Here is a 22741-nt window from a genome sequence, read left to right as displayed (position 1 = left end):
CTTTTGCATGAAACACTTTCTGCCTTTGTTGCTTATTCAGTCTCTCTTCTTATATTATAGAAACGAAGAAATAAATTGCTTTTGAGGTGCTGAAATTGAAAAATCCGTACATATTTGGTTATTTGCCGTTTGTCACAATTGTCTTATTCAGTTTAACGTTCGGTGTTTACACAGTAGGTGTGTCAGTTGAACTGTTCAAAGGAATTGGTTTATATGCTGGTATGCGCGAATTTTTAACGGATATACAATTACGTATTTTTCTGCTAGTTATTTATGCATTGTTATTTTTCATGGTTTTTTCAGCGTTAAAATTGATTGCGGAAACGATTCACGAAACCGCGATGTTATTCTTTTCGAAGGATGTGGAGGGGAAATCGTATAGCGAGGCACGCGGAGGCAATGTCATTTACTTTTTTGGCGCGCTTGCATCAGCAGGTGGCATCAATTCGATTAACCTATTAACAGCTATATTTTTGCTGACAACGTTCATCTACTTTGTCTATGTCGTATTCAAATTAAGTAAATTCATGACAATCTTCAGTACGATCGGGCTCCTCGTTTTTGAAATTATGGTTTGGACGTTACTGGTTTCAACCATCATCTATATTCTGTTGAAGCTTTATAATGGCGTCATTGCGAGTTTGCCTTTCATTGGCAGTAAAACGGACTAGCCTTTTGAATGAAGGGCTAGTCCTGGAGGAGTGTGGAAAATATACGTAAATGAAGTTTCTGATCACTCAAAAGCTTTATAGATTGCGGTCTATCATAGCCGACCCAGACGGCGGTTGTATAGTTGTCGTTCAATCCGCCAACCCATAAATCTTTATAATGATCTGTGGTGCCCGTTTTTGCTCCTGTATACGAAGTTGTATAGGGGATACCGCGGCCAGTCCCGTTCAATACGACATCTGACATCATGCCGCGAATTTTGGATACTGTAGTAGCTGACCAAACATCCTCTTTGTCATCTGGCCATTCGTATAAAATAGTCCCCTCTCTATCCTTCACAGCACGAATTGCATGGGCAGGGGTATATTTCCCATCGATGAAACTTGAATAAGCCCCCGCAAGTTCAATCGGCGTCATCCCTTTTGAAAACCCACCGAGAGCAGCTGCATAGGTCATATCCTCTTGCGTAACTGATTTGAATCCGAATGGCTTGATATAGTTGAATGCCTCTTCAATGCCAATCATCTGAAGTAACCTAACAGCTGCTGTATTATGGCTGTGTCGAAATGCTTCTTTTACTGTGACATTGCCATAAACGTAACCGCCGATATTTGTCGGGCAGTACGAACCGATGCAAATAGTACCGCTGTTAATGGGCATGTTTTCTGTATAGGATCCACTTTCAAACAGTGGGGCATAGACCAAAAGCGGTTTAAGAGCGGAACCAGGTTGTCGAACAGCCTGGAATGCGCGGTGGAAATCAGCTTTTTTGTAGTTTTTACCGGCGAATAGGCTGATGATTTCACGGGTTTCATTGTCAATAACGGCTGCACCTGCTTGCACACCTGTAGGTTCTAAAAGGGAGGAGATTGTTTGTTCATCTCGCTGTTGCTTTCCAGGGTTAAGTGCCGTTTCGATAATCAATCCTTTGGACAACACTTCAGCTATCCGCTGTTGAATAATCGCTTCAAGTGCTATTTTTTCCGCATTATCTTTCGTATTTGTCATTTTTTCAGATAAGCCTTCGGACTGCGCTATGAGATCAGTAAGTTCGGCAAGTGCATATGTAGTGTAAGCAGGAAAATTATTCGCTTTTTCCTTCAGGTTTAACTGGATTGTTGTGTTTTTATGTATTTCGGCTTCCTCGGTAGTCAGAACCCTGTTTTTTGTCAGTACAGACAAAAGGCGCTCCTGTCGACCTTTTGTCCGATCGAAATGTTTTAGTGGGTCATATAAAGAGGGATTGTTTGGAATCGCCGCAAGGAAGGCCATCTCCGCCTCATTCAGCTCATCTAATGGTTTGCTGAAGTAATAGGTCGCCGCAGCGCCAATGCCGTACACTTGATGGCCAAAATACATTTCATTCATATACATTTCCAAAATCTCATCTTTTGTCGATTGTTTTTCAAGTTCAGTTGCGTAAAAAAGTTCAGTCAATTTACGTTCATACGTCTTTTCGGTCGATAAAAAACGCATCCGCACAACTTGCTGCGTAATGGTAGAGGCACCTTGTCTGACATCGTCTGTTGCTGTATTGACAGCAAATGCACGCACGATTGCGGCTATATCATAGCCTTTATGCTCGAAGAAACCTGTGTCTTCACTTTCTAGAAACAGCTGGCGTGCGAATAACGGGATGGACGAAAGTGGAAGCGGATTGCGCCACTCTATGTACTCTTCTGCAAAAATGAGACCATTGCCATCTTTCAACGTTACGGGGATATTGATTTCTGGGGACGACAGTTCGATGGAGTCATACATTTGATCATTGAAGGATCCAGCGCTCTTCAATTCGACAGCAATGGCTTCTTGGACAACAAAGAGAATTGGGATGGATAATAGAATAAAGATGAAACCAACAAATTGTTTCAATGTTTTAGCACTCCGTTCAAGAAATCCTTCAGTAACAAAAATATAGCACACTCCAACTAGCGAAGTGTGCTGATTTTAACCTAGGTCGCTGTCTAGGCTTCAGGCGCCAGCCCCTCGAGTCGCTTGAGTCTTGATGAAAAGGCAAAGGACGCCTTTATCTTCAAGCCTTCCAGCGCTTGTCGGGGCTAAACGGCGCCTTACGCTTTTCTCAACTATGTGTCCGTTTCTCTTCAGCAGCGAGAAAGTCCTCAAAGTCCTGTACGGGTTTTCGTTTGGCATAATAGAGAAATGCGAACCCGACAAGGAACAAAACACCAGTAACGATGAAGACAGACGAAATACCGATATAGCCACTGACAATCCCGCCGAACATTGGACCTATAATATTCCCGAGAAAACGGAAGCTGGTATTATAACCCATGACTTCTCCTTGAATATCGATGGGTGCTTCACGTCTAACTAGTGCAGTCGTTATGGGGATCATTCCACCGAGCGCAATACCGAACAGCAGCCGCCAAAAAATAAGTTGCCACAGCTGCGTCACAAATGCTTGTGGGATGATAAAGATAAATGACAGGAGTAGTAGGATTGACAACACCTTTTCGTAGCCAATGTCGTCACCGAGTTTGCCCCAGCGGCGCGCGAATAAAAGATTGCCGACCCCAGCTGCACTGAATGTAATCCCTGCTAGGAAAGCAACGTCTTTTGCTTCAGTTAAATGGGACACGTAGAGCGACAGAAGTGGCTGGATACTGAAGTTTCCGACTTGGATAAGTGCCGTAACAATCATTACGTTCAACATGAGCCGGTGATGGAGCAGTCCGCTGATAATGGCTTTACGGGAATACTGGATAGCTCTTGGATTTTTTACCCGTTTTTGTTCCTGGATGCCGAAGAGAACGATAAGTGCAGCGACAATCACAGAGATGGATGTGATAACAAAGGTATATTTGAAACCGAATGAATCAGCCAGTAACCCTCCAAATACAGGTCCGAATAACGTGCCCGTCACACTGCCCATCTGTAAAGTCCCAAGCATTTTTCCGGCTTCCTTCTTCGCAGTCTGTGAAGAGATAAACGCGAGTGATGTTGGAATGAAACCTGTGACAACACCATTTAACAGCCGGAGCAGGAAGAACATCTCGACGGAATCCACAAATCCCATAAGGAAAACGGATGTTGCAATCCCGAAGCCATTTATGAGAAGGATGGGCTTGAAGCCGTATTTATCGGCGACTCGTCCCCAAATCGGTGACATAATAAAAGCCGTGACAAATGAAGCGCCAAAAATCAGGCCAGACCATTTTTGAACATAAGCTTCGGAATGGTCGCCAAATGTTTCGATATAAAGGGATAAGAAGGGCATGATCATTGTCATTGTCCCCGCAACGAGGACGTTGGAAATCCAAATGATGATGAAATTCCGTTTATGCACGTCCATTTAGAAAACCTTCTTTCCATGTGGTGCTTTACAATCAGTATAAAACAATTCGGAAAACGAAGGAAGTATCATGCTTATTCGTCGAAATAGATTGTCCAATATGATAAACTAGTCCAGGGTGAATGTTAATGAGGAAAATGTATTTCTCCCTTCTGACAATCATTGGTCTCGTCTTACTTGCCGCTTGCGGAAATAGTGCGTCTGAGAACAAGAAATCAGAAGAAGTAGTGTCTGCTGGCAAAGCGCCAACGGAAGAAAATAGCACGAAGAACTCAGAGGAGGCAACAACAATGTATCCACAATTATCGACAGAAGTAGCAGCAAACGAAGCACTAGTTATTATGAACACAACTATGGGACCAATCAAAATCAAGCTTTTCCCTGAACAAGCACCAAAAACAGTTGAAAACTTCTTAACACATGCAGAAAACGGTTATTATGACGGCATTATCTTCCACCGTGTTATTGAAGACTTCATGATTCAAGGTGGCGACCCAACAGGAACTGGTATGGGCGGAACAAGTATTTACGGCGATACATTTGAAGACGAATTCACTATGGATCTATTTAACTTAAAAGGAGCTCTTTCAATGGCGAACGCTGGTCCAGGAACAAATGGCAGCCAGTTCTTCATCGTTCAAGCTTCAGAAGTTCCAGCTTCAGTTGATCAACTGAAAAAAGGCGGATATCCAGCAGAAATTGCTGAAGCATATGGCAAAATGGGCGGAACTCCTCACTTAGACCAAAAACATACAGTATTCGGCCAAGTTATTGAAGGCATGGATGTTATCGACAAAATTGCAAAAGTGAAAAAAGGCCGTCAAGACAAGCCTGTTGAAGAAATTTCTATTGAATCAATCGAAATCCTTCAAAAGTAATTTTGATCTTATAGAAATTTACAATGTGAGGAAGTGGATGTAAGTGAACGCACTATTAATGCCGTTCCTTTACTTTCCTGAAGATAAAACAGAATATATATCGGCGGGTATTTCAATGGTTTTCTTTGCGATTCTTTTGGTACTTACATTCATGTGGATTCGACGTAATTCGAAGAAACAGGAATTAGAAACGAAAGAACTTGAAGAACGCATTTTACGTGAACGCCGTGAACAAAAAGAAAAACAGCATCCTCAAAATTGAGGATGCTGTTTTTCTTTTTAAATGATCGTAATGTCAACTGCGCTAAATCACTCACTCATCGCAGTGATAAATCGGTTAACGCCGTCTTGAACAACTGACAAAGGTGTTGCCACGTTCATGCGAAGGAAGCCGCGTCCTGCTTCACCGTATTTCGAACCAGGATCAAGGGCAAGTTTTCCTTTAGTCAAAAGCTTGTCCATTATTTCCAACTCGGTAAATCCAGTACCACGATAGTCAATCCAAAGAAGGTATGTACCATGCGGCTTAGCAATTTTCAAAGCAGGAATTGCAGCTGTTAGTTCACGAATTGCATAGTCCATATTGTTAGAAACTATTTCAAGTAATTCAGCTAGCCAAGGACCTCCATCTTTATAGGCGGCAGTCAAAGCCGCGGCTGCAAAAGAGCTCAAATCCATTTGACCATGTGACAGTGCATTCAACGTAAGCTTCTCCCTTACACCTTCATCTGTCGCAATCATTAACGCTGCTTGGATTCCTGCGAGGTTAAATGATTTTGTAGGAGCAACACATGTAATTATACGTCCCGATTCTTCACCTGCAAGTGTTGCAAGCGGAATATGCTTATGCCCTGAGAAGACTAGATCGGCATGGATTTCATCCGATAAAATCAAGACATCATATTTTGTGCAAAGTCGCAACATTTCTTTCAATTCGTTTGCTGTCCAGACAATTCCACCGGGATTATGCGGATTGCATAAAATGAATAGCTTTACATTTTGCTGCAGGCATTTCTCGAAATCTTCAAAGTCAATGGAATACACACCGTCTTGTTCTTTCATAATACATTCGACCATATTTCGTCCCTGACGTTCGGGAATTTGGAAAAAGGGAGGATAGACGGGAGAAGTGACAAGAATGCCGTCACCCGGATTCGTAAACGTTTCAACGACCGAAGCGATTGCGGGAACCACGCCATGGTGGAATAACATCCATTCGTTCTTTGTTTCCCATGCATGACGTTCAGCAAGCCATATACTTACTGCGTCTTTACAGCCTTCACAAATATAGGAGTAGCCGAATACTGGATGATCCAGACGTTCTTTCATCGCGTTGACAACTACTTCTGGAGCAGCAAAGTCCATATCTGCAATCCACATTGGTAAAATATCGGATGCATCTTCCATTCCATATATCATTTCCATTCGGTCCCATTTTACAGAACGCGATTTACGACGTTCAATTACAGTTTCAAAGTTATTCATGGAAATCTCCTCTTTCCTTTTTTCTTTACTATGTTATCATAATCTAAACTATTGAGAAAAATAAGGTGACTCAGCGTGCAAACTAAAGGGATGAATAAAAAGGCAGTAGCGCTTCTTGAACAATGGGATCCATTTGAAGCGGGACCAAAAGCGTATGCACTCGAAATTGTTGATGTCGTAGCGGACTTACATCGTCTTGATCATCCAACCGACCTTGCAAAGCGAATTCGGGAGATTTATGAACATTCTTACAAATTGTGGATACCAATCGAGAAATGTGTGCAAATTTCTTATAAGCTATTAGCGATTAAATACGAGGCGAAATGTATCGTCTAATTTTTGTGTGGCTGTACCCACTTTAATGCGGGTACAGTTTTTTTATACAATAAAACACCAAACCTGTTGATTAACCAAAAGTAACCATTGAATAACATGATCACCAACTGGGCGCTACGTGTATAGTCGATTTTGGATTGCTCTGGATTGAATGAATTCTATACCATTATCGAGAGGTCTGGATATGTAGGGATGCAGCTTTGTCGCATCCCTACATACTTTTTCAGTATTCATATGGTGGTCCTTCATCCGTCGCGCTCCAGGTGCATAAGTACACTTAGGAGGGCACTGAAAAAGTCCTAATTCCTTCAATCCCGTTGATTTCCGTTCCGAGCGGACGCTTTCCGCGGGCACGGCTTCAGCCTCCTCGTCACTGCGTTCCTGCGGGGTCTTCAGCTCGCGCTGTTCCCGCTGGAGTCGCCGCTCTCCACTACAATCAACTAGTTTTTACTATAAAAAAGAACATTTTTATTGGCCTCACACGTGGGCTGATGCTTTCTATATGTTTTTTTCTTTTTTTATTAAAGAAGTGTCACTATCAATAAGGTATCACATGAATACATGCATAATCTTTACTAAGAGTAAGCAAGGAACGCATTGTACAATGTACAAGAGTGCCCGAAATTGCATCTTCGGGCACTTACACTCTTTATAGAATGTCATCTATTCTTTCTCCCAAAACAACTGCATTTTTCACTTGAACATTGTAGGAACGCGACAGGCAACTATTCGCAACAGGATTACTGAAAAAAAGTGTGGCTAGAAGTGACGGAGTCACTTCTAGCCACACTAGGACCCCTCAGTAAATCCGTCATGAATAGTCGCCGAAAGCGTAACGGAAATGATCCAGTGAAAATGAAGGTCATCAAGCCCTTCTCACCAGTATTTTATGCAGATAAATGGTTAATCAACAGACGTAAAAATACCCACAAATCCAGTTACTGGGTTTGTGGGTATTTTATTATGCCTTATATAGTGTCTAGGCTCCAGGCGCCAGCCCCTCGAGTCGCTTCAGGCTTGCTGAAAAGGCAAAGATCGCCTTTATCATCAAGCCTTCCAGCGCTTTTCGGGGCTAAACGGCACCTTACGCTTTTCTCAGAGTGTCTAGGCTCCAGGCGCCAGCCCCTCGAGTCGCTTCAGGCTTGCTGAAAAGGCAAAGATCGCCTTTATCATCAAGCCTTCTAGCGCTTTTCGGGGCTAAACGGCGCCTTACGCTTTTCTCAGAGCTCGATAATCCATACGATGAAAATGACGATGATAGCAGTAGGTGCTATATATCGGACGAGGAATTTCCAAAGGCTGCTCATCGCAGGGTGCATGCGAAGCTCGTCGTCGGTTTGCGATTTCGTCAATACATAGCCTGCAAATATCGAAACGAGCAATGCACCAAGTGGCATCGCTATTTTGCTCGTCAGTGTGTCAGCAAAGTCAAAGATTGTTCCGCCGAAGATTTGTACATCTGAAAGAATTCCGAATGACAATGCGCTAGGAATACCGACGACAAAGATTAGTATTCCGAATACCCATGCAGCACGTCTTCGGCGGTTGTGTTTCTCTCGGATACCCGTCGACACGACAATTTCAAGCATCGCAATCGATGAAGTAAGTGTCGCAAAAAGCATCAAGATGAAGAAGATAATCATAAACAAATTGCCGAACGGGATCTGACTGAAAATAGCCGGCAAAATGACGAATATCAGTCCTGGTCCTTCAGCCGGTGAGTGGCCGAGAGCGAATACCGCGGGAAATATAACAAGACCAGCTAAAATTGATATTGTGATATTCAAAAGCACCACATTCACTGCCGATGGTCCTAATTTTTCTTCTTTCGGTAAATAAGAAGCATATGTCATCATTGCTGTTACTCCGACGCTTAATGAGAAAAAAGCCTGGCCGAGTGCTACTAGAAACGTCGAACCTGTTAGGTGGGACCAATCAGGTACAAATAGGAATCGAACGCCTTCCATTGCACCATCCAATGTTAATGAACGAATGGCTAAGATAATGAAGAAAATGAACAACATTGGCATCATCCATCTACTTGCCCGCTCAATTCCTGCCTTAATACCACCTTGTACAATCCAAATCGTCAGCCCCATGAACACGGCTTGGGCCACTAGAACTTCTACTGGATTGGCGATGATTGTATTAAAAAGATCTCCGTGATCTGTCGTGGCATCGAGTTTGAAGAAAATAGCACGTGTTAAATAGGAAAGTATCCAACCGCCAACCACGCTGTAAAATGACAGGAGAATGAATGAAGCTGCAAGCCCTATCCAGCCAACCAAAGGCCACTTTTTGCCTGGAGCAAGTCGTTTTAGTGATGTAACTGCATCAGCTTGTCCCATACGTCCGATGACAAACTCTGCGAGTAAAATCGGAAGTCCAATTGCAATTGTACATATGATGAAGAGTAGAAGGAAAACACTTCCTCCGTTCATCCCAGCCATATAAGGGAATTTCCATATTGCACCGAGTCCGATCGCACTGCCCGCGGCAGCAAGAACAAAACCGATTTTTGACGACCATTGATCACGTTGTTTCATAAGATATTCACTCATTTCATTAGGATACAGATTTATTAATTGTACACTAACTCAAATCGAATACCATGGTATTTTGTATCAAATTACGCCGTCAATCTATCTTTGTTATAATTGAAATAATTAGACACCTTTAATGGAGGAGAGGATTGCTTGTGACAGAATTTGAGTGGATGCAAAAGGTGAAAGCTGGAGAGAAGGATGCTTTTGAAAAATGGATGGACATTTATTCCGGAGACATTGAGCGTTTCGCCATTCAGTATGGCTGTGCGTCTAAGCAGGTGGGGGATGTAGCGGAGGAAACGTTTAGAAAGTTACATAATCAGTTAGATTCCATCGCCAATGAAGAGTCGCTTGTTTGCATATTATATAAATACGCTTTAAAAAGTCTTGCATATGTTCAACAAACTGAATCGCAGAATGAAACACTATTTCCTTTTGAAGAGGATCAGGAACTACATGATAGGATTGTGAAAATTGAAACGGTAAAAAAAGTACCATTCATTCTTTCGCATTTCCACATGCTAGATGATTTAGAGATAGCTGCGATTATGGATACTTCATTAGAAGAAGTTCGGCAGGCTATTACGGCAGTATCCAGTCAACTGGAAGATGCGCAATTGGAAAAGAGGCTGGAATTCCTCAATAAGTCATATAGACGAATGAAATCTTCATTTAGAAAAGAGCAGGTTTTTGCAAAGCCGCAAAAAGAGTTGAGAGCGACAGAAAAGGTAAAGCAATCGATATCAAAAAAGACCATGATTTCATGGGTTGCGGGAATCCTCGTCCTCCTGTCGCTTCTAATCGTTCCTGTAGTTACCGGAGAAGAGTTCAAAAAAGCTTCAGCCGAAAAATACATTGAGCGGTTAAAGTCATCGTTTGAGAATGAAATCGACAGCCGCCATATCGAATTGGGCCTGACAGAATCGACCGAAAAGGATGAGATAGAATTTAATATGATGTTGTATGGAAACAAAGCGCGTGTAGATTTTGAGGCGATGACAACCAGATATGAACGTGTTATTACTGAAACGGGAATTTTGAATAAAAAGAAGGTTAGTGAAGAGTACAAAAAAATAATAAAAACAGTAGAGTTACCATCTGAAATGGCCGAGCGATTAGTTAAAAATCCACTTACAAACGATAGGGTGAACAGTGAGGAATTCATGAAGGGCTATTTGGAGCAGTATGACATCCTCCAACAATCGTATTACATGATATTTTTCAAACATGAACAACTTATTAGGGATGCAATCGATAATGAAGGAGGAGATGTCGAAAAGTTTATGAAGGAGAGAGATTCATATCCTAAAGACCTGAAAAACGCATTGGACGGCATGATTAAACAAAACATCTACCCGACCTATATAAAAGAATGGGGATCAATAATTCCAAGTTACGGTAAGAATGATTTCAACGCTAATATCCGATCTTCAATCCATGAAGACTTTGGTGGTTTTTTTACAATGTTGGAATCTGCACCTTTCGTCTCGTATCCAGGACTCGTACATTCCCTAGAGGATTCGGTTAATTTTTTAATGGAAATGGAAAAAACATTGTTGGCGACAACTTTGGGTAATGAAAAGACTGAGATGCTTAGTTGGATATACAACGAACTCTTCTATGTAATCGTTGGAGGGATGGAACCTAATCGCATATTTGGAACGAATGGCAAGGTGAAAAAAGAGTATCAAGCAGCATGGGAAAGGATCGCTTCCGCCGATGAAGGTTCTCCAACAGCTTTTATTATGCAAATTGTCATCTCCGAAATGGAAGCAACAGATTGGACTGGGTCAAAAAGCCTCAATCGTTTAGAAACATATGATGTTGATCAAGCACTGAAGCTTGCTAAAGCGGGAGAACTTGAAACCTTTGGTATAAGTGGGATTATGCAACCTGAAGCGGGTATGGAAGTTGTGACGTTTCCCAATTCTGACTTTGAGAACAAAGTTCAAGAGACATATCGATCATTCTCCTTGAATCATGATCTAGCTATATTAAAAGAAGTAAGTCCCCTGGTTATTATTGGTGTGTATTTTTACGCGAATGATCAAGCAGATCCAGAGACGATGTGGCATCTTTATAGTAAAACAAAAAATGTAGTCAAACTTGAAGAATACGTCAATGGATGGAGTCAATTGGATGTAGATATTTATAGTCTCGACAGTCTGCAATTTGGTGGTAGCGAAGAAAGGGAGGATTCAATCGGATTTCAGCGTGGAAATTCTCTTTCTGTTAGTACGAAGATGGCTTTGAATGAAGATTTCGTATGGGAAATCGAGCGTATTATTTTAGATCCAATGTTTTTTGAATAAAAGGGTAGAACTGTGTAAAAGAGTTATATTTTATACACGGGGTAAAATTGCCGAATTTTTGCTCACACTCTATAAACATGGTATAATTTTAAGTGGCCTTAAGGGCAGAATCGATACCAAAATAGATTGGGAGTTGTTTGAAATGGCGCGAAAATATGAAGTAGGCGAAGAGTTTTCGGGCAAAGTGACAGGTATCCAGCCGTATGGTGCATTTGTTGCACTTGATGGTGAAACACAAGGACTTGTCCACATTTCCGAAATAACGTACGGATTTGTGAAAGACATAAATGACTTTCTGACTGTAGGGCAAGAAGTACAAGTGAAAGTGCTAGAAGTCGACGAAGCTGCTGGTAAGATTAGTCTATCAATCCGTGCTCTGCAAGAAGCACCGGTCGCAACACGAAAAGAAGACCATCCGCGTAAGTCACTGCAAGCGCGTGTCGACGAAAGTGATGCAGAAGGATTCAATTCATTGAAAGACAAACTTCAAGACTGGATCGAGAAGTCTGGACAATAAAGAAAAGCGTAAGCGGCCGCACAGACGCGACAGGTATAAGCGGACCTGCGAAACGGCGTACTTTGCCGTGTAGCTGGGCTGCTTATGACCCGAGCGTTTGGCCGCTGAAGTCTGGACATAAGAGGAACGCAGCCTAAGTACGCGACGTCCTGTCGCAATGGCTGCATGACCCACATCCTGTGGGCCCAAGCTAGACAATAAAAAATGAGGAAAAAGGCAAAACTGCCTTTTTCCTCATTTTTTTAATTTCCGTAACCGGTACTGCAAATTTTGCCTGCTCATACCGAGCGCATTTGCAGTTTTCGTGACGTTTTTATCATTGAGTTGCATCGCTTTTTGTAAGTAATAAGCTTCTGCCTCACGCAAAAACTGGTCAAGCGGCAACAATTCTTTACCTGGCTGAACTAAAAAATCGGCAGCCTGCGTTGGTTCGTCGGTGATATCCGCGCTCTTCATCCTAAAATGAAGAGGGAGCAGATCATACGTAATGGCTGTTTCATTCATCGCAAGGGAAGAGATTTCGTCGAGAAGAAATTCGAGTTCGCGCATATTTCCTGGCCATTCATACCCAAGGAAAAGATTCTCAACTTCGGGCGTAATATCTTTAAGTGCTGAACCGTAGCGTTCGCTACGCCGTTCCAAATAAGCGGAAATGAATGGCAAAATATCCTTTTTCCGTTTTCGCAGGGGCGGTATTCGGATTGTGAATGATGCAAAGAAATAATATAAGTCTTTTAATAATGTGCCCGAAGCGATTAATTCCACAGGGTCATCCCCGATGCTCGCGATGAATTGCTTGTTACTGTTAGGTGATTTTAAAAGGATTGATAGCAGTTTTTGCTGTAAGGGAATGGATAATAAATCGATTCTTTCACAGAATAATGTAAGTGGCTCCACCACATTTAAATCTTTATCTAAGCGACCTATAAGTATTGGGTCTGAACTATGGCAGAACAGGGTATAGAGTACAGTGCTGGAAGGCGATAATTCATTATGTATGCTTTCAGCGATAAGATCTTTACCTGTACCAGTTTCACCGATTAACAATACCGGTAATTTTGCTTTTGCTGCTTTTTTTGCAGTCGCAATAACCACTTTCATAGGCGGGGAGGAAGCAATTATTTGATTGAATGTAACGGGATCACTATTTTTTCGAAATGGCTGAAGAACGAATTTCTCAAGAGCCGTTACGTCACGGGCTAATTCAACTGCTCCGATAAGCGTTTGGTTGTTGAAAATTGGGTATGTGTCATTAATAGACGTAATTTCTGTACCATTTCGGTTCCAGTACGTTTGTTTTACATTTAGTTGTTCTTTGCCGCTTTGCAAAACTTTTAACAGTGTACTTTCTTCTTGTTCAAAATTGAACAGTTCCAAAATTGAACGGTCAGCGACGTCTTCAAGTGCGAGTCCTTCAATTTCTTTCATCTTTTCATTATAGATGACAGTTCGGCCATTTTTGTCAACGGCGTGTATACCAACCGCGGCATGACGCGCTGCAAACTCATAAAAAGGGAAGAGTGAATCGTCTATATTCTTCAAAAAAATCACCTTCCAAATAATATTTTTGCGAAATTAATGAATAATGCTTGATATCTGCAACAATCTTTTGCATTATTATATATGTAATCTATTACTAAGTGCAAATAATCTTTGCGTTTCACAATTGAAGAGGAGGAATAATATGATCCCATATAAACACGAACCATTCACAGATTTTACAGTAGAAGAGAACAAACAAGCTTTCCTTGAGGCTTTAAAACTAGTCGATGGTTACCTTGGTCAAGATTATCCACTTATCATCGGTGGAGAACGAATCATGACTGAAGAAAAACTTGTTTCAACAAACCCTGCAAACAAAGAACAAGTAATTGGTGCTGTATCTAAAGCGAGCAGAGAACTTGCTGAAAAAGCGATGACAGTTGCTGACGAAACATTCAACACATGGAAAAAAGTTAAACCTGAATTCCGTGCAGATGTACTATTCAAAGCTGCTGCAATTATTCGTCGTCGTAAACACGAATTCTCAGCATTACTGACTAGAGAAGCAGGGAAGCCTTGGAATGAAGCAGATGCTGATACAGCTGAAGCAATCGATTTCCTAGAGTTCTATGCGCGCAAGATGCTTGAACTTAAAAATGGTATCCCTGTTGAAAGTCGTCCGGGCGAATTCAACCGCTTCGACTACATTCCTCTTGGAGTAGGCGTTATCATCTCTCCTTGGAACTTTGCATTTGCAATCATGGCGGGAACAACAGTTGCTGCTCTAGTAACAGGAAATACAGTACTTCTTAAACCAGCATCGACAACACCAGTTGTTGCATACAAATTCATCGAAGTTCTTGAAGAAGCGGGAATGCCAGCAGGCGTTGTCAACTACATCCCAGGTTCTGGTGCTGAAGTAGGCGACTATCTAGTTGATCACCCAAGAACACGTTTTGTATCATTCACTGGTTCACGCGAAATTGGAACACGCATTTTCGAACGTGCAGCTAAAGTAAATGAAGGCCAAATTTGGTTGAAACGCGTTATCGCTGAAATGGGCGGTAAAGATACAATCGTTGTTGATAACGAGGCAGATCTAGAACTTGCTGCACAATCAATCGTTAAATCTGCATTTGGATTCAGCGGTCAGAAATGTTCAGCATGTTCACGTGCGATTATCCATGAAGACGTTTACGACGAAGTTGTAGCACGTGTTGGCGTATTGACGAAAGAATTGACATACGGCGATCCAGCAGAACTATCTAACTTCACTGGCCCGGTAATCGATCAAGCGTCATTCGACAAAGTTATGAGCTACATCGAAATCGGTAAAACAGAAGGCCGTTTAATCGCAGGAGGAACAGGCGACAGTTCGAAAGGATTCTTCGTTGCACCAACGGTTATTGCGGATCTTGATCCAAAAGCACGCGTTATGCAAGAAGAAATCTTTGGCCCAGTTGTTGGTTTGTCGAAAGCGAAGAGCTTCACTGAAGCAATCGAATTTGCAAACAACACGGACTACGGTCTAACTGGTGCGGTTATTACAACTAACCGTGACCACATTGAACAAGCACGTGAAGATTTCCATGTTGGAAACTTGTATTTCAACCGCAATTGCACAGGCGCAATCGTTGGTTACCAACCATTTGGTGGATTCAACATGTCAGGTACAGATTCAAAAGCTGGCGGACCGGATTACCTACAACTTCATATGCAAGGTAAAACAACATCAGAAACTTTTTAATTTAAGAAAAGCTCCGGGCGTCTGGCGCTTGAGTTAGACATTGATTTCCAGACCCATCTATAGGGTGGGTCTGTCTCTACATATAAAAGGGGAGGGAAATGTATGACGGTATCAGAAAAAGTAATTGTACAAACAGAGAAATTTGGGGCAAACAACTATCATCCACTGCCAATCGTTATTTCTGAGGCACAAGGGGTTTGGGTAAAAGATCCAGAAGGCAATAAATTCATGGATATGCTTTCCGCATATTCAGCAGTAAACCAGGGGCATCGTCATCCGAAAATTATTCAGGCATTGAAAGACCAAGCTGATAAAGTAACACTTACTTCCCGTGCTTTCCACAATGACCAACTTGGTCCATGGTACGAAAAGATTTGTGAACTGTCTGGCAAAGAAATGGCACTTCCTATGAACACAGGAGCTGAAGCTGTTGAAACAGCTATTAAAGCAGCACGCCGCTGGGCTTATGACGTTAAAGGGGTAGCTGAAAATCAAGCAGAAATCATTGCGTGTGAAGGAAACTTCCATGGTCGTACAATGACAGCTGTATCTTTATCATCAGATGCTGAATACAAACGCGGATTCGGTCCAATGCTTCCAGGTATTGATCTTATTCCTTACGGCGACATTAAAGCGCTTGAAGCAGCAATTACACCAAATACGGCTGCATTCCTTATCGAACCGATTCAAGGTGAAGCGGGTATTATCATTCCGCCGGCAGGTTATATGAAAGCAGCACGTGAACTTTGTAAAAAGAATAACGTACTATTCATTGCAGATGAAATTCAAGCTGGCCTTTGCCGTACTGGAAAAATGTTTGCATGTGAATGGGAAGACATGGATCCGGATATGTATATCTTAGGTAAAGCACTAGGTGGCGGCGTATTCCCAATATCTTGTGTACTTGCTGATAAATCTGTTCTTGGTGTATTCAATCCAGGATCACATGGTTCAACTTTTGGCGGAAATCCAATGGCGTGTGCAGTATCAATCGCGTCTTTAGAAGTGCTGGAAGAAGAAGAATTAGCGAAAAAATCTCTTGAACTCGGAAATTACTTTATGGAAGAGTTAAAGAAAATTGACCATCCGTCGATTAAAGAAGTACGCGGACGCGGATTGTTCATCGGTGTTGAGTTAACGGAAGCTGCTCGTCCATATTGTGAAGAGTTGAAAGAGCTTGGATTGCTATGTAAAGAAACACATGACACAGTGATTCGCTTTGCTCCACCACTTATTATCACAAAAGAAGAGTTGGACTGGGCAATTGAGAAAATTAAAAAAGTTTTCGTGAATTAAAATACTTAACAATCTAGTTGTCCGATATGTTACAATGTATGCATAGAAAACATTATGAATCAAAGAGGCGAATCATTAAATGACTGAAAACCTGAATCTGTTTACGTCTACACAAGGTCTTTTTAAAGATGCACTTGATAAACTAGGCTACGATGAAGGAATGTATGAACTTCTAAAAGAACCACTTCGTATGATAGAAGTACGTATTCCTATAAAAATGGACGATGGCAAAGTTAAAGTCTTCACGGGTTACCGTGGACAGCATAACGATGCCGTTGGACCGACAAAAGGTGGCGTACGATATCACCCGCAAGTAACGTTAGAAGAAGTAAAAGCACTTTCAATGTGGATGACATTAAAAGCTGGAATCGTCGACCTTCCTTATGGCGGCGGTAAAGGTGCAATCGTTTGTGATCCACGTGAAATGTCTATGGGCGAACTTGAACGACTAAGCCGCGGTTATGTCCGTGCTTTAAGCCAAGTAATGGGACCTAACAAAGACATCCCAGCTCCAGACGTCTTCACAAATGCGCAAATCATGGCATGGATGATGGATGAATATAGCCGTATTGATGAATTCAACTCACCTGGTTTCATTACAGGTAAACCAATTGTTCTTGGTGGATCGCAAGGTCGTGACCGTGCAACTGCTGAAGGTGTAACAATCATCATCGAAGAAGCGGCTAAACGTCGTGGAATTGATATGAAAGGTGCACGTATTGTAATTCAAGGTTTCGGAAACGCGGGTAGCTTCTTATCTAAGTTCCTTCATGATGCTGGTGCGAAAGTAATCGGAATTTCCGACGCTTACGGCGCGCTTCATGATCCAGAGGGCCTTGATATCGATTACTTACTAGACCGTCGAGATAGCTTCGGAACAGTAACTACACTTTTCGATAACACGATTTCGAACCAAGAATTACTTGAACTTGATTGCGATATTCTTGTGCCAGCAGCAATCTCTAATCAGATTACTGAAAAAAATGCACATAATATCAAAGCAACAATTGTTGTTGAAGCAGCTAATGGGCCGACAACAACTGAAGGAACTAGAATCCTTAAAGAACGTGGAATTCTTCTTGTTCCCGATGTTCTTGCAAGTGCAGGCGGCGTAACGGTTTCTTACTTCGAGTGGGTCCAAAACAATATGGGCTACTACTGGACTGAAGAAGAAGTACGTGAAAAAATGACGAAAAAAATGGTTGATGCATTTGAGAACGTCTATACAACTGCAGAAACTCGTAATATCGACATGCGTCTAGCAGCATATATGATTGGTGTACGTAAAACGGCGGAAGCATCACGTTTCCGTGGTTGGGCATAATAAGACGAGCGGAAGATGCCGTTAAGACGCGACTTATGACACGAGCGTCTGGTACCTGAAGTTTGGACACTATTTTTAGTGGAAACTTATTCTTCCTATAATATAAACAATAAAAGGCATCTCCCGGTTTAAACGGGAGATGCCTTTTACACTTTTTCAGGAACAGTAACAATTACCTGGTCACGGTCTCTAATATGGTCGAATAACAAGCCAAGATTGAATAGACCCGAAACTCCTATGATTAGATAAATAAATCGTGCGAGCGGTTCCGCGGAGCCACCGGCGAATTGTGCCACTACATCGAAACGGAATATTCCTGCCACTCCCCAATTGAGAGCACCGATAATTGTGAGTGCTAGAGCTAATTTATGCACTTTACCCATTTAGCAACACCTCCTTAAATTACTATGCCCAGAAGGTTAATTTTCATACTTGCACCTTTATTTTTGCAAAATGGCTTATTGTTTCGGATAATGAAAAGAATAAAGGGAGGCAATATAGAATGAATGAATTTGTATTCCACAATCCAGTAAAGCTTATTTTTGGAAAAGGTCAACTTCAGAAATTATCACAAGAGCTGACGAGTTACGGTAAAAAAGTGCTTGTTGTTTATGGGGGCGGCAGTATCAAGAGAAATGGCCTATACGATGAAGTAATGACAATATTAAAAGAGAATGATATGGAAGTGCATGAACTTTCAGGCGTTGAGCCAAATCCTCGTGTATCAACTGCGCGAAAAGGTGCGGAGATCTGTAAGGAAAAAGACATCGACGTTATCTTAGCAGTTGGCGGAGGATCAGTTATCGACTGTGTAAAACTCATTGCATCGGCTGCGAAATATGACGGCGACGCGTGGGATCTTGTAACAAGGAAAGCATTTGCAAAAGATGCACTTCCATTCGGTACAGTTTTGACGCTTGCAGCAACAGGTTCAGAAATGAATGCTGGATCTGTTATTACTAATGAAGAAACGGAAGAGAAGTATGGATGGGGCGGTCCATTCAATTATCCGAAATTCTCTATTCTCGACCCAACCTATACATTATCTGTTCCCAAAGACCAGACGATTTATGGGATTGTTGATATGATGTCCCATATTTTTGAACAATACTTTAATAATGCAAAGAATACGCCTGTCCAAGATGAGATGTGTGAAGGGGTGCTACGTGCGATAATGGATAGTGCACCAAAACTCGTCGAAGACTTGGGGAATTATGATTTACGTGAGACGATTTTATTCGCAGGTACTATAGGGTTGAATGGCTTCCTTCAAATGGGCTATCAAGGGGACTGGGCATCACATGATATTGAACATGCAGTGTCTGCAGTTTATGATATCCCGCACGCGGGAGGACTTGCGATTCTTTTCCCACACTGGATGAATCATAATGTTAACGTCAATCCTGCACGATTTGCCAAGCTCGCTGTCAACGTATTTGGTGTTGCACCAGAAGGTAAGACACCAGATGAGATTGCGGTGGAAGGAATTGCTTCTCTAAGAGCATTTTGGACATCTATTGGAGCGCCCGAAACGCTTGCCTATTATGACATAGACGATTCGAAACTTGAATTGATGGCAGAAAAAGCAACAGTTAACGGACCACTCGGGAACTTCAGTAATCTGAATAAAGAGGACGTACTGTCGATTTTACAAGCTTCATTATAAGAGAACTGAAAAACGTCACGCGGGAGGCATTCTCCATGCGTGACGTTTTTTGTTATTCAGGTAACTTTGAATTAAATTGCTTAGTAGCATCAAAGGTATTGGACCTCTTCCATGTCGATACGCCGTCATCTTCATCGAAAGAAATAAGAACGTCTTGCACTCCTTTTTGATTTAAAATAATGTCCATGAGACGGTCCCGCACGTCATCTAAATAAGCAAGCGTATGAGATGGATCGACTTCTGCGACAATCTCGACGTGTAAGAATTCCCCTTCTTTAATAACTTCAATCCGTTGAATATCAATAACGTCGGAATCCGCTGCAACGATATGGGAAATATGATTGAGCATTTCCTCATCGGTTTCCCCGATTGCACCACGTGCGTTTTCGAGAAATACTTTACCAACCACATAGAACATCATCATACCAATCATAATGGACGCAATGCCTTCCGCTACAAGTAACCCAAGGAAATGAGCCAGCAGGACAGCGACAAATGCGAGGAGACCGCCTAGAGTTGCGACGAAATCCTCCATGAACACGAGTTTTGTCGCCGGTTTAGCGCGTTTTAGGTTTTGAAAACCTAATGTAATGGGGGCTATCCCGCCTTTATCAATACCTGCTTCATGAAGTATCTCTTTACCCGCCTTATAAAGTACAATGCATTCAAGAATAATACCTATACCGAGAACAGAGAGGTTGATAATTAAATTTCTCATTCCACCTGACTCAGATGGATTCAGGATATGATGCCACCCGCCTATGATAGCCTCATAAGACATGATTCCAACAATAATGACAGCGCCCAGACAAACTAAGTTAACGACACGGCCGAATCCATTAGGATATTTCGGAGTGGGTGCTTTTTTCGAAAGAGCAGAACCAACGAAAACAAAAAACTGGTTCGCTGCATCACCAAATGAGTGCATCATTTCCGCAAACATGGCAACATTTCCGGTGAAGAAGAATGCTATGGCTTTTAAACAAGCGATTACTGTGTTAACAATTGCTGCGAGTAGCGAGGGCTTGTTGCCTTCTTTTAAAAGTTTTAGTATGTCTCTCACAATATTCCTCCGTTATAGAAATATTTCGATTTCAACTGATACGATATAGGGTAGCGTCGTTAACTCGATATACAAACTAGACAAAGGTTTATCGGGGAGTGTCGAAAGGCGAAAGTTGAGCTGATGAAGCACTTGATGATTAAATGAATCGATTTGTCGTATCCGCAAGTTTTTGATTTCCATGTTCTCTGCCTTTAGATAAGCAAGCAAATCCTCAATCTTTGATTTGTTGGATAAAACAGCAATGAAAGAAACTTCCTTTGTACGCAATCTTTTGGGACCAAATTTACCGAGCGTGGGCGCGATGACTTCAATAACAAACATTACGAGTAATACAGCAAACGTTGCCTCAATATAAAAGCCGGCTCCAACGGCGATCCCAATACTCGCAGCTCCCCAAATCATCGCTGCTGTTGTTAATCCAGAAATGTTATTATTATCACGTCGTAGTATGGCCCCTGCTCCGAGGAAACCGATGCCACTGACAATTTGCGCGGCAAGGCGAAGCGGATCCATCGTAACATTAATGTCATTACGTGCGGGAACGAGATAAGCTGCTTCTATAGAGACGACAGTTAGGAGACAACTGAAAGTGGCAATAACTGCACTCGTCTTTAATCCAATCGGTTTCTTCTTTATTTCCCTCTCTACACCAATAACTAAACTTAAAACTAAAGCGAGCGTGATTTTAATTAATACTTCGGGATACATAGCTTCATTTGCAATCCAAGTCATTATTGTGTCCCCCTTGTAATGTTCTCTCTTAATAACCATGTTATACTTACAATTATCTTTTACTTATATAGATAGAGATGTAACCTAATTCTTTTTGAAAGAGATGTGTTAGAAATGGAAAAACCACGAATTCATCCGTATATACCAATTATCATAGGAGTTATATCAGTAGCGCTTTCTGCGATTTTTGTAAAACTCGCCACAGCAGATGCTGGTGTGATTGCATTTTATAGAATGTTCTTCTCTGTTCTAATTATGTTACCTCTCTTCCTGATGAAGTATAGGAAGGAAGTATTGACGCTCAGTAAAAAAGACTGGATCTTTTCAGCCATTGCGGGAGTATTTTTAGCCTTTCACTTCATTCTATGGTTTGAGTCGTTAAATTACACATCGGTTGCCAGTTCAACGGTGCTTGTTACCTTACAACCCATATTTGCTTTTGTAGGAACATACTTCTTCTTTAAAGAGAAGTTATCGTTTAAAACAATTTTATCCGCTTTGATTGCTGTAACGGGGAGTGTAATCATTAGCTGGGGAGACTTCAAGCTGAGTGGTACTGCTTTTTATGGAGATATGCTCGCGTTGATCGCTTGCGCACTTATCACAACCTATCTTCTATTTGGACAAGATGTGCGTAAACGTCTTTCGCTAATTACATACACGTTTGTTGTTTATTCGATAAGCACAATCACATTGTTCTTTTATGTTCTCATCAAAGGGGAGTCATTTGGCCCTTATCCAGGGTCTGATTGGTTCTGGTTTATAATGCTCGCACTGATTCCGAATCTGTTAGGGCATACACTTTTCAACTGGGCCATTAAGTGGGTAAGTACAAATGTCATATCCATCGGTATACTATTTGAGCCGGTCGGAGCAGCAATCTTGGCGTTCTATGTCTTTAATGAAACCTTAACCATATCCCAGATAGTCGGTGGAATGGTTGTGATAGCGGGGATTTTGCTCTTTGTAATTGACGTTAAAAAGTTGCGGGGGAAATTCTTTTCAAAAAAGGCTTGATTTCTTATAACGTTCTGTAGTATATTAATACATGTCCTCAGGGAGCGAGAAACAACAGCAAAAAGAAGTTGAAATAAAATGTTGACTCGTTCTGGAAGATGTGTTATATTAGATAACGTTGCACTTCAAACATTGTTAAAACGACGAAAAAGAAATTGAAATTAGTTGTTGACATGAAGAATGTAACTTGGTATGATATAAGAGTTGCTGCTGAAACAACAGCAACCAAATGAACCTTGAAAACTGAACAGCAAAACATCAATGAAATACAGCGAGAGTGCTAACGCACTTGAGCAAAACGTTTCTAACTAAGTCAGCTTCGGTTGGTTGAAAAGAAACACACACAAGAATCTTA

Annotated in this window: 19 protein-coding genes; 11 read left to right on the top strand and 8 right to left on the bottom strand. The window is 41.7% G+C overall.

Annotated elements, in window-relative coordinates; all coding sequences use genetic code 11:
* The first annotated feature begins 95 nt into the window (after positions 1-95).
* A complete protein-coding gene (locus H2672_RS14705) occupies positions 96-671 on the top strand; it encodes a YufK family protein (RefSeq protein WP_186672613.1) in 576 nt (191 codons plus the stop codon).
* Positions 672-687: 16 nt separating this feature from the next.
* Here the strand turns inward: H2672_RS14705 and H2672_RS14700 are convergent, their stop codons facing one another.
* A complete protein-coding gene (locus H2672_RS14700) occupies positions 688-2541 on the bottom strand; it encodes a transglycosylase domain-containing protein (RefSeq protein ID WP_186672611.1) in 1854 nt (617 codons plus the stop codon).
* A 208-nt stretch (positions 2542-2749) separates the two neighbouring features.
* A complete protein-coding gene (locus tag H2672_RS14695) occupies positions 2750-3982 on the bottom strand; it encodes an MFS transporter (RefSeq protein ID WP_186672609.1) in 1233 nt (410 codons plus the stop codon).
* A 128-nt stretch (positions 3983-4110) separates the two neighbouring features.
* Between H2672_RS14695 and H2672_RS14690 the strand changes: the two genes are divergently transcribed.
* Together H2672_RS14690 and H2672_RS14685 are read left to right on the top strand one after the other, a co-directional pair.
* The gene (locus H2672_RS14690) at positions 4111-4860 is read left to right on the top strand and encodes a peptidylprolyl isomerase (protein WP_255485838.1); all 750 of its coding nucleotides are present in this window, start codon (positions 4111-4113) and stop codon (positions 4858-4860) included.
* Between the two features lie 43 nt (positions 4861-4903).
* Positions 4904-5122 (top strand): hypothetical protein, encoded by a 219-nt coding sequence (locus H2672_RS14685; protein ID WP_346267721.1) that lies wholly within the window; start codon positions 4904-4906, stop codon positions 5120-5122.
* Between the two features lie 47 nt (positions 5123-5169).
* On the opposite strand, the gene H2672_RS14680 is transcribed toward H2672_RS14685, so the two are convergent.
* Positions 5170-6345: a MalY/PatB family protein gene (locus tag H2672_RS14680; protein ID WP_186672607.1), complete on the bottom strand. Its 1176-nt coding sequence runs from the start codon at positions 6343-6345 to the stop codon at positions 5170-5172.
* A 90-nt stretch (positions 6346-6435) separates the two neighbouring features.
* On the opposite strand from H2672_RS14680, the gene H2672_RS14675 reads away from it, so the two are divergent.
* Positions 6436-6681, top strand: a complete 246-nt coding sequence (locus H2672_RS14675) for a DUF1871 family protein (RefSeq protein WP_218624935.1) — start codon at positions 6436-6438, stop codon at positions 6679-6681.
* Positions 6682-7901: 1220 nt separating this feature from the next.
* On the opposite strand, the gene H2672_RS14670 is transcribed toward H2672_RS14675, so the two are convergent.
* Positions 7902-9227 carry a sodium-dependent transporter gene (locus tag H2672_RS14670; protein WP_186672603.1) on the bottom strand — a complete coding sequence of 442 codons (1326 nt, stop codon included), beginning with the start codon at positions 9225-9227 and terminating at the stop codon, positions 7902-7904.
* 152 nt (positions 9228-9379) lie between these two features.
* Here H2672_RS14670 and H2672_RS14665 point away from each other — a divergent pair, with 152 nt between their 5' ends.
* Both H2672_RS14665 and yugI read left to right on the top strand, forming a co-directional pair.
* Positions 9380-11539: an RNA polymerase sigma factor gene (locus H2672_RS14665; RefSeq protein WP_186672601.1), complete on the top strand. Its 2160-nt coding sequence runs from the start codon at positions 9380-9382 to the stop codon at positions 11537-11539.
* A gap of 142 nt (positions 11540-11681) precedes the next feature.
* On the top strand, positions 11682-12056 hold the full coding sequence (gene yugI / locus H2672_RS14660; RefSeq protein ID WP_186672599.1) for a S1 domain-containing post-transcriptional regulator GSP13: 375 nt from the start codon (positions 11682-11684) through the stop codon (positions 12054-12056).
* A gap of 234 nt (positions 12057-12290) precedes the next feature.
* Here yugI and H2672_RS14655 read toward each other — a convergent pair whose 3' ends face one another.
* Entirely contained in the window at positions 12291-13607 is a 1317-nt protein-coding gene (locus H2672_RS14655; protein ID WP_370569665.1) for an AAA-type ATPase lid domain-containing protein, read from the bottom strand.
* 133 nt (positions 13608-13740) lie between these two features.
* Here H2672_RS14655 and pruA point away from each other — a divergent pair, with 133 nt between their 5' ends.
* From pruA to H2672_RS14640, 3 genes are all read left to right on the top strand, one after another.
* Positions 13741-15285 (top strand): L-glutamate gamma-semialdehyde dehydrogenase, encoded by a 1545-nt coding sequence (gene pruA / locus H2672_RS14650; protein WP_186672594.1) that lies wholly within the window; start codon positions 13741-13743, stop codon positions 15283-15285.
* A gap of 102 nt (positions 15286-15387) precedes the next feature.
* Positions 15388-16581 carry an ornithine--oxo-acid transaminase gene (locus H2672_RS14645; RefSeq protein WP_186672591.1) on the top strand — a complete coding sequence of 398 codons (1194 nt, stop codon included), beginning with the start codon at positions 15388-15390 and terminating at the stop codon, positions 16579-16581.
* Between the two features lie 79 nt (positions 16582-16660).
* Positions 16661-17905, top strand: a complete 1245-nt coding sequence (locus H2672_RS14640) for a Glu/Leu/Phe/Val family dehydrogenase (RefSeq protein ID WP_186672589.1) — start codon at positions 16661-16663, stop codon at positions 17903-17905.
* Between the two features lie 146 nt (positions 17906-18051).
* On the opposite strand, the gene H2672_RS14635 is transcribed toward H2672_RS14640, so the two are convergent.
* Entirely contained in the window at positions 18052-18288 is a 237-nt protein-coding gene (locus H2672_RS14635; RefSeq protein ID WP_186672587.1) for a DUF378 domain-containing protein, read from the bottom strand.
* Between the two features lie 119 nt (positions 18289-18407).
* On the opposite strand from H2672_RS14635, the gene H2672_RS14630 reads away from it, so the two are divergent.
* Positions 18408-19571 carry an iron-containing alcohol dehydrogenase gene (locus tag H2672_RS14630; RefSeq protein WP_186672586.1) on the top strand — a complete coding sequence of 388 codons (1164 nt, stop codon included), beginning with the start codon at positions 18408-18410 and terminating at the stop codon, positions 19569-19571.
* Positions 19572-19623: 52 nt separating this feature from the next.
* Here H2672_RS14630 and H2672_RS14625 read toward each other — a convergent pair whose 3' ends face one another.
* Together H2672_RS14625 and H2672_RS14620 are read right to left on the bottom strand one after the other, a co-directional pair.
* Positions 19624-20634 carry a cation diffusion facilitator family transporter gene (locus tag H2672_RS14625; RefSeq protein ID WP_186672585.1) on the bottom strand — a complete coding sequence of 337 codons (1011 nt, stop codon included), beginning with the start codon at positions 20632-20634 and terminating at the stop codon, positions 19624-19626.
* 12 nt (positions 20635-20646) lie between these two features.
* Positions 20647-21369 carry an MgtC/SapB family protein gene (locus tag H2672_RS14620; RefSeq protein ID WP_186672584.1) on the bottom strand — a complete coding sequence of 241 codons (723 nt, stop codon included), beginning with the start codon at positions 21367-21369 and terminating at the stop codon, positions 20647-20649.
* Positions 21370-21483: 114 nt separating this feature from the next.
* Between H2672_RS14620 and H2672_RS14615 the strand changes: the two genes are divergently transcribed.
* Positions 21484-22386 carry a DMT family transporter gene (locus tag H2672_RS14615; protein ID WP_186672583.1) on the top strand — a complete coding sequence of 301 codons (903 nt, stop codon included), beginning with the start codon at positions 21484-21486 and terminating at the stop codon, positions 22384-22386.
* Positions 22387-22741: the final 355 nt, after the last annotated feature.

The sequence above is a fragment of the Sporosarcina sp. BP05 genome (assembly GCF_014282005.1).
In the GTDB taxonomy this organism is placed as follows: domain Bacteria; phylum Bacillota; class Bacilli; order Bacillales_A; family Planococcaceae; genus Sporosarcina.
Note: the sequence above shows the minus strand (reverse complement) of the source record. Positions and strands in the feature narration are given on the sequence as shown.

What these genes read in the sequence shown, in the direction of transcription:
- H2672_RS14695 (WP_186672609.1), bottom strand. Translation starts at nt 3,982, where the DNA reads ATGGACGTGCATAAACGGAATTTCATCATCATTTGGATTTCCAACGTC.
- H2672_RS14690 (WP_255485838.1), top strand. Translation starts at nt 4,111, where the DNA reads ATGAGGAAAATGTATTTCTCCCTTCTGACAATCATTGGTCTCGTCTTA.
- H2672_RS14680 (WP_186672607.1), bottom strand. Translation starts at nt 6,345, where the DNA reads ATGAATAACTTTGAAACTGTAATTGAACGTCGTAAATCGCGTTCTGTA.
- H2672_RS14675 (WP_218624935.1), top strand. Translation starts at nt 6,436, where the DNA reads ATGAATAAAAAGGCAGTAGCGCTTCTTGAACAATGGGATCCATTTGAA.
- H2672_RS14670 (WP_186672603.1), bottom strand. Translation starts at nt 9,227, where the DNA reads ATGAAACAACGTGATCAATGGTCGTCAAAAATCGGTTTTGTTCTTGCT.
- yugI (WP_186672599.1), top strand. Translation starts at nt 11,682, where the DNA reads ATGGCGCGAAAATATGAAGTAGGCGAAGAGTTTTCGGGCAAAGTGACA.
- pruA (WP_186672594.1), top strand. Translation starts at nt 13,741, where the DNA reads ATGATCCCATATAAACACGAACCATTCACAGATTTTACAGTAGAAGAG.
- H2672_RS14645 (WP_186672591.1), top strand. Translation starts at nt 15,388, where the DNA reads ATGACGGTATCAGAAAAAGTAATTGTACAAACAGAGAAATTTGGGGCA.
- H2672_RS14640 (WP_186672589.1), top strand. Translation starts at nt 16,661, where the DNA reads ATGACTGAAAACCTGAATCTGTTTACGTCTACACAAGGTCTTTTTAAA.
- H2672_RS14635 (WP_186672587.1), bottom strand. Translation starts at nt 18,288, where the DNA reads ATGGGTAAAGTGCATAAATTAGCTCTAGCACTCACAATTATCGGTGCT.
- H2672_RS14630 (WP_186672586.1), top strand. Translation starts at nt 18,408, where the DNA reads ATGAATGAATTTGTATTCCACAATCCAGTAAAGCTTATTTTTGGAAAA.
- H2672_RS14620 (WP_186672584.1), bottom strand. Translation starts at nt 21,369, where the DNA reads ATGACTTGGATTGCAAATGAAGCTATGTATCCCGAAGTATTAATTAAA.
- H2672_RS14615 (WP_186672583.1), top strand. Translation starts at nt 21,484, where the DNA reads ATGGAAAAACCACGAATTCATCCGTATATACCAATTATCATAGGAGTT.